At 56.0% G+C, this 12,090-nt stretch carries 9 protein-coding genes; 2 read left to right on the top strand and 7 right to left on the bottom strand.

Annotated elements, in window-relative coordinates:
• Positions 1-159: 159 nt before the first annotated feature.
• The gene (gene topA, locus K4305_RS00780) at positions 160-2,559 is read left to right on the top strand and encodes a type I DNA topoisomerase (protein ID WP_331560415.1); all 2,400 of its coding nucleotides are present in this window, start codon (positions 160-162) and stop codon (positions 2,557-2,559) included.
• Here the strand turns inward: topA and feoB are convergent.
• From feoB to K4305_RS00810, 6 genes are all read right to left on the bottom strand, one after another.
• Entirely contained in the window at positions 2,549-4,687 is a 2,139-nt protein-coding gene (feoB, locus tag K4305_RS00785) for a ferrous iron transport protein B (protein WP_331560416.1), read from the bottom strand. The genes topA and feoB overlap by 11 nt on opposite strands.
• Entirely contained in the window at positions 4,684-4,977 is a 294-nt protein-coding gene (locus tag K4305_RS00790) for a FeoA family protein (protein ID WP_331560578.1), read from the bottom strand. The genes feoB and K4305_RS00790 overlap by 4 nt, the downstream gene beginning before the upstream one ends.
• Positions 4,978-5,093: 116 nt before the next feature.
• Positions 5,094-7,826, bottom strand: a complete 2,733-nt coding sequence (acnA, locus tag K4305_RS00795; RefSeq protein ID WP_331560417.1) for an aconitate hydratase AcnA — start codon at positions 7,824-7,826, stop codon at positions 5,094-5,096.
• A 41-nt stretch (positions 7,827-7,867) separates the two neighbouring features.
• Entirely contained in the window at positions 7,868-8,254 is a 387-nt protein-coding gene (locus K4305_RS00800) for a histidine triad nucleotide-binding protein (protein ID WP_331560418.1), read from the bottom strand.
• A gap of 47 nt (positions 8,255-8,301) precedes the next feature.
• Positions 8,302-8,823: a hypothetical protein gene (locus K4305_RS00805; RefSeq protein ID WP_331560419.1), complete on the bottom strand. Its 522-nt coding sequence runs from the start codon at positions 8,821-8,823 to the stop codon at positions 8,302-8,304.
• 93 nt (positions 8,824-8,916) lie between these two features.
• The gene (locus K4305_RS00810) at positions 8,917-10,254 is read right to left on the bottom strand and encodes a hemolysin family protein (protein ID WP_331560420.1); all 1,338 of its coding nucleotides are present in this window, start codon (positions 10,252-10,254) and stop codon (positions 8,917-8,919) included.
• Positions 10,255-10,633: 379 nt separating this feature from the next.
• Between K4305_RS00810 and K4305_RS00815 the strand changes: the two genes are divergently transcribed.
• On the top strand, positions 10,634-11,302 hold the full coding sequence (locus tag K4305_RS00815) for a fibrobacter succinogenes major paralogous domain-containing protein (protein ID WP_331560421.1): 669 nt from the start codon (positions 10,634-10,636) through the stop codon (positions 11,300-11,302).
• A gap of 6 nt (positions 11,303-11,308) precedes the next feature.
• Here K4305_RS00815 and K4305_RS00820 read toward each other — a convergent pair whose 3' ends face one another.
• Positions 11,309-12,082 carry a succinate dehydrogenase/fumarate reductase iron-sulfur subunit gene (locus K4305_RS00820; RefSeq protein WP_331560422.1) on the bottom strand — a complete coding sequence of 258 codons (774 nt, stop codon included), beginning with the start codon at positions 12,080-12,082 and terminating at the stop codon, positions 11,309-11,311.
• Positions 12,083-12,090 lie beyond the last annotated feature (8 nt).

Here is a 12,090-nt window from a genome sequence, read left to right on the forward strand (position 1 = left end):
ACGGCGACACTTGCGGACTCAGGATCGGGAGGCGCAATGAGAGAGAAATTTGTTTTTTGGCAACCAACACCTATCTTTTTTCAAATTTCAGGGCACCTCGACGGCCCGCAGGCAGACGGCACATTCTCGGATAACCTCCTTTTCAGCAGGGATCGATCAATGGCATCAAAAACACCGGCTCTTTCAGCCAAGAACAGAACCCTTATTGTCGTTGAGTCCCCGTCAAAGGCGAAAACCATCAACAAGTACCTCGGCGACCGCTACACGGTGTTCGCTTCCGTCGGGCACATCAAGGACCTGCCGAAACGGGAGATCGGCCTTGATTTCGATCATCACTACGAACCCCGGTATGAAATAATCGCCGGAAAGGAAAAAGTTGTCCGCCAGCTCAAGAAACTCGCATCTGAAGCTGACGCGATCATGATCGCAACCGACCCTGATCGCGAAGGTGAGGCCATCGCCTGGCATATCGCAAACGAAATCGATGCGCACGGCAAACCGGTCTACCGGGTACTCTTCAACGAAATCACCAAAAACGCCATCCTCGCGGCTATCAGGGAACCTCGCCAGATCGACTACCGCCTCGTACGCTCGCAGCAGACCCGGCAGGGGCTCGACAAAATCGTAGGCTACAAAATCAGTCCGTTCCTCTGGAATGTCGTGCTGCGGGGGCTTTCTGCAGGAAGGGTTCAGTCGGTAGCCCTGCGGCTCATCTGCGAACGCGAAGAGGAGATCAGCCGGTTCGAAGTACAGGAGTACTGGACGATTTCCGCCGATTTCTTGACCGGCAAAGGGGATTCGTTCCGCAGCAGGCTGATAAGATATAACGGCGGCAAGCCCGAACTCTCCTCGCAGGAACAGGCCGAAGCCATTGCCGCACTTGCAGAAAAACGGCTCTACGCCGTCGGGGATATCTCCACGAAAACCCAGTTGCGAAAACCTCCGCTGCCGTTCACAACCTCGCTCCTGCAGCAGGCTGCATCGAACCAGCTCGGTTTCGGTTCGCAGAAAACCATGCGCATTGCCCAGCAGCTCTACGAAGGCATCGATCTCGGCCGAGAAGGCGCTACCGGCCTGATCACATACATGAGAACCGATTCGACGCGTATCGGAACTGAAGCCGTTGCCGAAGCCCACAGCTATATCCGTGCCTCTTTCGGAAATGACTACACCGGCGGAAACACCGCCGCCAGATCATCGAAAAACGCACAGGATGCCCATGAAGCCATCAGGCCGACCTCGGTTGCGCGAACGCCGGAATCGCTCCGGAACTATCTCTCCGGCGATCAGTACCGGCTCTATGAACTCATCTGGAAACGACTTATAGCGGCAATGATGGCCCCTGCAAAAATCGAGCAGACAAAGGTCGATGTCGAGGACCGGGAAAAGCAGCTCGTCTTCCGCGCCAACGGCAGCAGGGTGCTCTTCCCCGGTTTCATGCGGGTATACGACGACCAGCAGGAACTCGATTACGAAGCAAGAACCTCCACAAAAGATGAAGACGCCGAAAAAGAGCAGCTCGTAAGAATTCCCGAGGGCCTGGCCGTACTTGACGCGCTCAGCCTTGGCGGCATGGACCGCAAACAAAGCTTCACCCGGCCTCCGGCAAGATACAGCGAGGCCACGCTGGTCAAGGATCTCGACAACTACGGTATCGGCCGCCCATCGACCTATGCCTCGATTTTCTCGACGCTTCAGGAGCGCCGCTACGTGGAACTGCAGAAAAAGAAAATCATCCCGACCGAGCTTGGAAAAGACGTCTCGCTGATACTTGTCGCCAATTTTCCCGATATTTTCAACGTACGCTTTACCGCGTTCATGGAAGACGAACTCGACAAGGTCGCTGCCGGAGAGGATGAGTACGAACAGGTGCTCGACAGCTTTTACCGACCGCTGGAGACCGCTCTCGGCCTGAGGAAAAACGATCCGCTCATTCCTCAGAACTCCGCTGCTGAATTATGCGATAAATGCGGCGAAGGGCACATGATCATCAAATGGACGGCAAGCGGCAAATTTCTCGGCTGCTCACGCTACCCTTCCTGCAAGAACATCAAGCCCATCAGTTCCACGAAACCTAAAGCCAGGCAGACCGGCATCAAATGCCCCTCCTGCGAAGAGGGCCAGATGCTCCTTCGCGACGGAAGGCTTGGGCCTTTCCTTGCCTGCTCCGGGTACCCGAAATGCAATACCCTGCTGAACCTCAGCAAGCAGCGCCATATCGAACCGCTCAAAACCCCTCCGGTACTGACCGATCTGCCATGTCCCAAATGCGGAGCGCCGCTCTATCTCAGAAGCGGAAAACGGGGGTTATGGCTCGGGTGCTCGAAATTCCCGAAATGCCGGGGACGCCTGGCATGGAACTCTCTCGACCCGGCACTGCAGCAGCACTGGGAATCGGTGATGGCCGAGCATCGCAAGGCGCATCCCGACGTCGTTATCCTCATGACAGACGGCAGCAAGACGCCAATGAACCTTCCCGTCGAAGACATCATCACGCAGGCTGAAAATGCCGGCCTCGTCAACCCTGTAACCGAAGAGCCGGCCGAGGTCACAGCATAAGGAGAGCCGCGCGATAGGTAATGAATGAAAACACCCAGGCGAGTGCAAGCACAAAAACCGAGTAGAGCAGAACAGGTTTCCACTGCCCTATCTCTTTTTTCATGACGCCGACCGCCGCAACGCAGGGAATATAGAGAAGTACGAAAACCATGAGGCTGAGCGCGGTAGCGCGGCTGAAAGCCGGATCGTTTTTCAGAATCGTTGCGAGTTCGGCCGAGGACTCGTCGGTCTCTCCGAGAGCATAGATCGTACCCATGGTCGATACCACGACCTCTTTTGCCGCAAGCCCGGTGACCAGCGCTATTCCGATTCGCCAGTCGAACCCGAGCGGCGCTATGGCCGGTTCGATAACTTTGCCCAACCTGCCGGCTATGGAGTGCTGCAGTTGTTCCGACTGCGTCCTGTACTCCAGCTCATCGAGAGCCTCCTTCTTTTCGGCCGGCGAGCCGGCATCTGTTTCGATGCGGGCGCGTTCCGCTTCAGCAGCGCTGTCGATCGCCGCGCTGTGCGGATAGTTGCTGACGGCCCAGATAATGATGACTGCCATAAGAATAAGCGTTCCGGCTTTCTTAACATACATCATAGCCTTGATCCTCGCCTGAAACAGCACCGACCGCAAGGTAGGCCACCGGTAGGGGGGAAGTTCCATCACGAATGGTTCGGAATCGCTTTTCAGCACGGTTGATTTCAGGAGCTTCGCCACGAGGAGAGCTATGACCACCCCGAACAGATAGATAGAAAACAACACGTTGGCGGCAACGTCCGGAGGAAAGAACGCTCCGGCAAGCAGCACATAGACCGGAAGCTTGGCGCCGCAGCTCATGAAGGGAATAACGAAAATGGTGGCAAGACGGTCCGTCGGGCTTTTGAGCGTCCGCGTTGCCATGATGGCCGGAATGGAACATCCGAATCCCGTAATCATGGGAATGAACGACTTGCCGTGCAGGCCGAACCGGTGCATCACCTTGTCGATTACAAACGCCGCCCTGGCCATATACCCCGACGCTTCGAGAAAGGAAAGACCGATGAAAAGCAGCACGATATTGGGAAGAAACACCAGTACGCTGCCTACGCCGGCAATGATGCCGTCTATGACGATCGAACGGAGGGTGGGATGCGGAAGAAGCGGTTCTACAGCGCCGGCAAACGCGCCGAACAGAAACTCGAGCATGTCCATGAGCGGGGTGCCGAGCGTAAAGGTGATCTGAAAAATCCCCCAGACCACAAGCAGAAAAACCGGAAGGCCAAGCGCCCTGTTGAGCACCACCATGTCGATATAGTCCGTCAGCGTCGATTTCCTTGATTCGGAAACCCTTACGCACTCTTTTACTGCGCCCCTGATAAACGCGTAACGATCCTCGGTGATCAGCATTTCAGGATCCGAATCGAACAGCTTCGCCGATGAACGGAGAGCATCCTGCAGGGCAAGCTCGACTTTCACCCATACAGGATACTGCTGTACCTGATGATAGACCTCGCGGTCGTTCTCAAGCAGTTTGATGGCAAGCCAGCGCACTTCGACGCCGACAAACTCCATTTCCCGCTTCAGAAACCCTGCGACGGTATCGACCCATTCCTCCACTTCCGGCCTGAACGACAATTTGTTCTTCTGTATTTCAATATCTTTTTCATACACCCTCACGATATGCGCCAGAAGGGAATCCATACCGGTTTTCTTCTTTGCCGAGGTAGGAACGATATGGCACCCGAGAAGGCGCTGAAGCTGCTTGACGTCGATCGACATTCCCTTGTCCTCGACCTCATCAATCATGTTGAGTGCAACAAGAAAATCGACATTCATCTCCATGAGCTGTGTGGTGAGCTGCAGGTTCCGCTCGAGATTCGGAGCTTCGAGCACGTTGACCACAACATCGGGCCGCTCGTCTATAAGGTAACGGCGGGTAACCAGCTCTTCGGGAGAGTATGGGGTGAGGGAGTATATGCCCGGAAGATCGACAAACCGTATCCGGTAGGCTCCGTAGTCAAGATAGCCCTCGTGTTTCTCTATGGTAACGCCCGAAAAATTGCCGACCTTCTGGTGAGAACCGGTCAGAACATTGAAAAGAGACGACTTGCCACAATTAGGATTGCCGGCAAGCGCCACGCTGATCTCCTTCACGTTCATCATTGCGAGCCTCCGCGGAAGGAGCGGCTCCCGTTCTCGCCCGACATCGGAACGCCGTCTCCTGCCTGGCCGGTTTTGCGCACCGATATGCCCTCGGCTTCACTTTTTCTGAGGCTCAGGTACATCCCCTTGAAATAAATCTCCATAGGATCTCCAAGCGGAGCGACGCGCAGCACCTTGAAGCGCGTTCCGCTGATGAGCCCCATATCGAGCAGCCGGCGACGCACAGCCTGGTCCGCCTTTACCCCTGTAACCTCGGCCTTGTCGCCGACCTGCAGCTCCGACATTTTCATACCGCTTGTCCCGATAAAATACATGACAGATTATTTAACTGGATTGAATGTAAATAACTGCCATGGAACAGAAAAAATTCTTGCCGTTTTTTTTCAGCCAATAAACTGCAAGCCCATTATGCCCGGACCAGACGGCGAAGCACCGTCTGGAGGATCCCTCCGTTCCGGAAATAATCAGCCTCGGGCAATGTATCGATGCGTGACCGCATGGAAAACCGCTTCACCTCGCCGGTTCCGGGCGAACGGGCCGTCACCTGCACGATCGCGCCCGGCACAAGACAGCCCTCAGCAGGGATATCGAATAGTTCAGACCCCTCAAGACCGAGCGAGTCGGCATCGTCTTCGCCGCAGAACTCAAGGGGAAGCACGCCCATGCCGACCAGATTCGAACGGTGGATCCGTTCGAAACTCCGGGCAAGCACCGCACGAACTCCAAGCAGCAGTGTGCCCTTGGCCGCCCAGTCACGGCTGCTCCCCATGCCGTAATCGCGACCTGCCAGGATGACAAGAGGAACACCCCCGCTTCGGTAACGCATGGCTGCATCGTAGATGGTCATGATCTCGTGCCCGGTTTCGTCAGAAGAAAACCATGTCGTATACCCTCCTTCGATTCCTGGAGCCATACGGTTGCGAATCCGGATATTGCCGAACGTACCGCGGATCATCACCTCATGATTCCCCCTGCGCGAGCCGAAACTGTTGAACCTGTCCGGAGATATCCCCAAACTCTGCAGATAGAGCCCTGCCGGCTGCGTTGCCCTGATCGCTCCTGCCGGACTGATGTGATCGGTCGTAACGGAATCTCCGAATACTGCAAGTACCCGTGCCCCCTCTATTGGCTTCGGCAAAGTGGGTTCGATTGTCATCCCCTCGAAAAAGGGCGGCTTCCTGATATATGATGACGACGGATTCCATGCATATCGGGTTCCCCCTGCCACCGTGATTTCCCGCCACGCTGCCGTTCCCTGAAAAACGTCGCGATATCGGGAGATGAACTGATCTTTTGATACAAACCGCACGACGACATCGGCGATCTCTTCATCCGCCGGCCAGAGATCCCTGAAATAAACCGGTTCGCCCATATCGTCGTATCCAATCGGTTCGACGGTTAGATCGATATCGATAGTTCCGGCAATCGCATACGCCACGACCAGCGGCGGACTGGCAAGATAGTTGGCCTTCACCTGCGGATGAATCCGCCCCTCGAAATTCCTGTTTCCGGAAAGCACCGAGGCAGCGACGATGCCCCTTCTTTCGATATCGTCCGAAACGGCCTGCGGCAGCGGTCCGGAATTTCCGATACAGGTTGTGCACCCGTATCCGACCGTCGCAAACCCGAGAGCGTCGAGATCGGCGGAGAGACCTGATGCGTCGAGATAGTCGGTAACGACCCGGGATCCCGGCGCAAGCGACGTCTTGACCCACGGCCTTGACCGGAGCCCCCGCTTCAGGGCGGCACGAGCCACAAGACCGGCAGCGACCATGACCGCGGGATTGCTCGTATTGGTGCACGAGGTGATCGCGGCGATCACGACCGCCCCGTGTCCCGGCAGAACCGGCGAATCGCAACCTGTCCGTTCGTCGCCGTGACCGCAGCCGCTGCCGGCAATGCCTTCGTTTTCCATCTCGGGAGCGCCGTTATCCACTTGGGCGGCATCGAAAAAAACGGCGGATTCCTTACGCCAGAGGGAAGCGACAGAGGCGAGCGGCACCCTGTCCTGGGGCCGTTTCGGGCCGGCAAGAGAGGGCTCGATGGACGAGAGATCGAGATCGAAAACCCTTGAAAAAACTGGATCGTTATTCTCTTCCCTCCAGAGTCCCTGCTCTCTGCAATAGCGTTCGGCAAGCTCGGCCGCCGCATCGCGCCCTGTCATCTTCAGGTATTCGACGGTAACGCCGTCAACAGGAAAAAAACCCATGGTCGCGCCGTATTCCGGAGCCATATTGGCTATTGTAGCCCGATCCGGCAGCGAAAGGCTTGCGAGGCCTGACCCGAAAAACTCGATAAAATCGTTTACGACGCCGATCCTGCGCAGCATCGCCGTTACGCTCAGCACCAGATCGGTGGCAGTCACCCCTTCCCGCAGGACGCCCGAAACGCGCACGCCGGTAACCCTCGGAACAGAAATGGAGATCGGCTGGCCAAGCATAACCGCTTCCGCTTCGATGCCTCCGACGCCCCATCCGGCAACGCCAAGGGCATTGATCATGGTGGTATGACTGTCAGTACCTACCAGCGAATCCGGGAATGCCATGCCCTCCCGAACTGAAACCACGCCCGAAAGATATTCGATATTGACCTGATGCACGATTCCGGTGCCCGGAGGCACTACCCTCAGGTTCCGGAAGGCGCTCTGTCCCCATTTGAGGAATTCGTAACGTTCGCGATTACGGGCGAACTCGAGCGCAAGGTTGTCGTCAAATGCCCCGGCATCTGCGAAAAAATCCACCTGAACCGAATGATCTATCACCAGATCGCAGGGAACAAGCGGATCGATCCGTTGCGGATCGGCGCCAAGCTCCTCGCACGCATCGCGAAGCGCGGCAAGATCGACGATCGAGGGAACACCGGTAAAATCCTGAAGAAGTACCCGCGCAGGCCTGAAGGCGATATCGGCAGAACCTGCCGTTCCGGGCGTCCATAATGCAAGACGGCGAACATCTTCTTCTGTAACGAGATATCCGTCGCAACCCCGAAGCGCAGCCTCAAGCAGTATTTTCAGCGATTTCGGAAGACGGCCTATGCCGTTGAAGCCGCTATCGGCAAGTGCATGCAACGAAAAAAACGAAACCGGCCCCGCGGGAGTCAGGAGCGTCCGTATGTATTCGGCAGGATCGACAGAACTCATCGCACATGCTGTTTATCGACAGTTCGCAGAAAAAAAACAGCTCAGCCGTGGATGGAAGCCTCACCGGGAAACGGCGGCCAGCCCATCCGGCGGCCGCCTGTCAGATGGCCGTGGATATGAAAGACGCTCTGCAAGGCATCCGGGCCATTGTTGAATACCAGCCTGTAACCTGAATCAAGGACTCCGGTTATTTCGGCAACTTGCCGGGCTGCCAGCAGGATATGCCCGGCTATATCGAGATCTTCAGGCTGCAGATCGCTGAGAGAAGCTATATGCCTGACTGGAATGATCAGCACATGCTGCGGAGCCGCCGGAGCAATATCCCTGAAAGCCAGGACATGTTCGTTGCGATAAACCACCGTCGCGGGAATCTCTCCCCGGACAATGCGACAGAAAAGGCATTCGGGATTATGAAAAGTCGTATTCATCGATGATCAGTCATGATTGCAGAACTGTTGCGGTCGTGAACCCGGCGCTACTGCTTTTTTTCCTGCGAAACGGCAAGTGAAAGCGCCTTGTTGTCTCCCATGAGAAATACCGTGACCGCTCCATTTGTCGCCTGAATCGTCCCCCCCGACCCCTCAGCCGACGTCACCGTGGTCAGGGTCGTCTCAAAACCGGCTTTTTTCAGGAGCGCGTCGTACTCCCTGAGGGCGTTGGCAGAAACCTTTTCGATCGTAACGGACCATCCGTCAGATTCGGGGGTCTCCGTTCTGGTGGCCATCATGATGGTGCCATAGGCAAACCTGGGAACGACGGAAGGCATGTCGTCAGGCCAGGTCGCCTTATCCTGCGTAATTTCGAATTTTTTTCCCTCGGATTCGATAGAAACCCTGCCGGATCCGGTATTCAGCTCGACATCACTTCCGGTTGAGTGCTCTATCACTTTTTCGAGGATCACGTCTTCAGCTTTCTTCTGGCAGGAAGCAAGCAAAACGAAGGAACCCGCAAGAAGCAGAGGCAGGATGCCCTTATGGAAAACGGTGGATTTGATCATGAGTGGACAATTCGGAATTAGAGTGCCATGCAGCCTTTGAAACATCACCCTATCAATGTACATAATTGCACAAAAAAGAAAGAAGAGCAGGCTTCAGGCCTGCTCTTCCGCCCCGCGCGATACCATAGCTCCCTCCTCTTTTTCGGTCAGGGTCTCCAGGCGGGATGCAAGCACCTTGTCGATGCGCTTGCCGTCGAGATCGATAACTTCAAGCCGCCAGCCCTCCCACTCCGTCACGTCGCCGGTATCCGGCATCCTGCCCAGCAGCCACATCAGGAGACCGCTCAATGTATGGTAGAGCCCCTTATCCTCTTCGGGCACGCTCTTCAGATCGAGAGTATCCTTCAATTCCGGCACAGGAATCATGCCGTCAAGCAGCCAGGAACCGTCTTCGCGCTCTACAGCCCACGAATCCTCGAGGTTCCGGGGAACGAACTCGCCGGTCACGGCTTCAAGCAGATCCTGAAGGGTGACCAGTCCCTGAATTTCGCCGTACTCATCCACGACAAACACCATCTGCGTGCCCGACAATCTGAAATGTTCGAGCAGTTCCATGCCGGTAAGGGTTTCGGGAACATAGACGCACGGCTGCAATTGGGCGCTGAAGTCGGTTAGTCCTCCTTTCAGCGTCTGGGCAAGCAGTTGCTTGGCGTTGACCACGCCGAGCAGGGAGTGCAGACCTCCCTGACAGACCGGAAAACGGGAATGTTCCGAACCAGTCACCCTTTCGATGTTCACTTCAACAGGCAGGGCCGTATCGAGAAAAACGATATCGGCTCTCGGAACCATCAGGGTGCCAAGCTGACGATCGTCGAGCCGGAATACGTTGCGCACCATCTCGTGCTCCTGCTGCTCGATGATGCCGGCCTCGGAACCCTCTTCGAGCATGGCATGGATCTCCTCCTCGGTCACGCTCGGCAAAGTCAGCGGGTTCTTGCCGAGCAGCCGCAGAATGGTATCGGTGGAAACGGAGAGCAGGCGAACGAACGGTTTGGTAATGGTGGCAAGAGCGAGCATGGGACGCGACACGATGCGGGCTACCCCTTCGGGGTTGAACTGACCGAGCCGCTTGGGAACCAGCTCTCCGATAACGATGGTCGTATAGGTTATGATGACAACGATCAGCACCATCGAGAGAATGCCGCTGATCTCGGAATCCATTCCCAGCGAATTGAGCCAGAGTGACAATGGCCCGGCAAGTGCGCTTTCGCCGACGATACCGCTGAGAATACCGATCGATGTGATGCCGATCTGGATTGTCGAAAGAAATTTGGTCGGCTGCTGGCCGAGCTTGAGGGCGACTTCAGCCGATTTATCGCCTTCGCTGGTGAGTTTCTGGAGACGTGAACGCTTTGCGGTAACAAGAGCGATCTCCGACATGGCGAACATGCCGTTAAGAACAATCAGTAATAACAGAAATATTATTTCCATACATTGGAATTTGAACCCTCGGACGTCCGCACTGCCTTATGAGTTGCAGAGCGTTCAATGCTACGATGTTTCGCCGTCGGAATTCTGATTGACAAAATTTTTACAGTTAACGATACTCTGCCGAGATTATCGGCTGCTCAATTAAACGCACGTATGCAGATCGAACATAGTACGATTCCGGCAAAACTGCCGCACATCCGGACGATGCGGCAAAACCTGCTTCCTTAACCTGATCGTAAAACATGTTAACCCGCATACGGATAAAAAGATTCATTATAATCATTTCTCCTGACGTTATGCGTCATTATAACTTGAAAAAATCTTTTGACCCCCTATTTTAAGCATATGCCAGAATAACAGCAAAAACACACGAAAATCCATGATCTCCAGAAATCCCATCTCCGACGCTGTTGCGCTGCTCCTGCTTCTGCTTGTAGCCGCCTGCAGCGGAGGAAAACCGAAGTCCGTGACCGACATCGACGGAAACACCTACGCAGCCGTCTCCATCGGCAACCGGATCTGGACCGCCGGGAATCTGAACGTCGCCCGTTACCGCAACGGCGATCCGATTCCCGAAGTACGCGACCCCGAAGAGTGGTCGAAACTGACGACCGGGGCATGGTGCCAGTATGAAAACATCGAAGAAAACGGAATAACATACGGACGCCTCTACAACTGGTATGCGGTAAACGATCCGAGAGGATTGGCGCCTGAAGGATGGCGCGTGGCGACCGACGAGGACTGGGCCGCGCTCTCCGAAGCCCTTGGAGGCGAAAAGGTCGCCGGTGGACGCATCAAGGCAGCTCGTCTCTGGCAGCAGCCGGATGGCGAAGCGGGGAAAAGCGGATTCGAACTGCTGCCGGCAGGCGCGCGGCGGGATACTGACGGCGCCTTCGTACTGCAGGGTGAGTACAGCAGGCTCTGGTCGTCAACGGAAACAGATTCCATCCGCGCCTGGGGACGCGCGGCAGGCCATTTCGATTCCGCTCTGCGCCGCGGACAGGCGCACAAGCGCCTGGGATTCGCGGTGCGCTGCGTGAAGGAGTAGACTCCCTCAGATCGAATCCCTGATGACTCGCTCCTTTCGGGAAAAAAGTTTTGCCGCAAGAAATTCCCGGTTCATACGTGCGATGGTCGTAACGGATATTCCTTTCGGGCACTCGACTTCGCATGCGTAGCTGTTGCTGCAGTTACCGAATCCCAGACGGTCCATTTCGGAAACCATCTTCCTGACGCGCGCGGCGGCCTCCACCTTTCCCTGCGGCAGAAGCGCCAGATGCGAAACCTTGGCCGCGGTGAACAGCATGGCCGCGGCATTCGGGCATGCCGCCACACAGGCTCCGCAGCCGATACACGCTGCCGCATCGAAAGCCTCGTCGGCATCCTCTTTCGGCACCGGAATGGTATTGGCATCGGGAATGCCGCCGGAATTGACCGATATATAACCACCGGCCTGAATGATCCTGTCAAGCGAGCTCCGGTCTACCACCAGATCCCTGATTACGGGAAAGGCTTTCGCCCTCCACGGCTCTATATTGATCACATCCCCGTCGCCGAACGAACGCATATGCAGCTGGCAGGTTGTCACCCCCCGAACCGGACCGTGCGGGCGGCCATTGATATAGAGGCTGCAGGTTCCGCAGATACCCTCCCTGCAGTCGTGATCGAACGACACGGGCTCTTCGCCCCGTTCGATCAGCTGCTGGTTGAGCACGTCGAGCATTTCAAAAAAAGAGATGTCGGGCGAAATGCCGCTTACCTGATAGGTAACCATTGCGCCGCGCTCCGTTGCGTTCTGCTGCCGCCAGATCCTGAGCGTGAAATTCATAACCTGTT

It is taken from the genome of Chlorobium sp. (genome assembly GCF_036528655.1).
Classification (GTDB): Bacteria; Bacteroidota; Chlorobiia; order Chlorobiales; family Chlorobiaceae; genus Chlorobium.

Bases quoted from the DNA above. Each gene is read 5' to 3' on its own strand.
- K4305_RS00805 (WP_331560419.1), bottom strand. From the start codon at position 8,823: ATGATCAAATCCACCGTTTTCCATAAGGGCATCCTGCCTCTGCTTCTT.
- topA (WP_331560415.1), top strand. From the start codon at position 160: ATGGCATCAAAAACACCGGCTCTTTCAGCCAAGAACAGAACCCTTATT.
- K4305_RS00815 (WP_331560421.1), top strand. From the start codon at position 10,634: ATGATCTCCAGAAATCCCATCTCCGACGCTGTTGCGCTGCTCCTGCTT.
- acnA (WP_331560417.1), bottom strand. From the start codon at position 7,826: ATGAGTTCTGTCGATCCTGCCGAATACATACGGACGCTCCTGACTCCC.
- K4305_RS00820 (WP_331560422.1), bottom strand. From the start codon at position 12,082: ATGAATTTCACGCTCAGGATCTGGCGGCAGCAGAACGCAACGGAGCGC.
- K4305_RS00790 (WP_331560578.1), bottom strand. From the start codon at position 4,977: ATGAAAATGTCGGAGCTGCAGGTCGGCGACAAGGCCGAGGTTACAGGG.
- K4305_RS00810 (WP_331560420.1), bottom strand. From the start codon at position 10,254: ATGGAAATAATATTTCTGTTATTACTGATTGTTCTTAACGGCATGTTC.
- K4305_RS00800 (WP_331560418.1), bottom strand. From the start codon at position 8,254: ATGAATACGACTTTTCATAATCCCGAATGCCTTTTCTGTCGCATTGTC.
- feoB (WP_331560416.1), bottom strand. From the start codon at position 4,687: ATGATGAACGTGAAGGAGATCAGCGTGGCGCTTGCCGGCAATCCTAAT.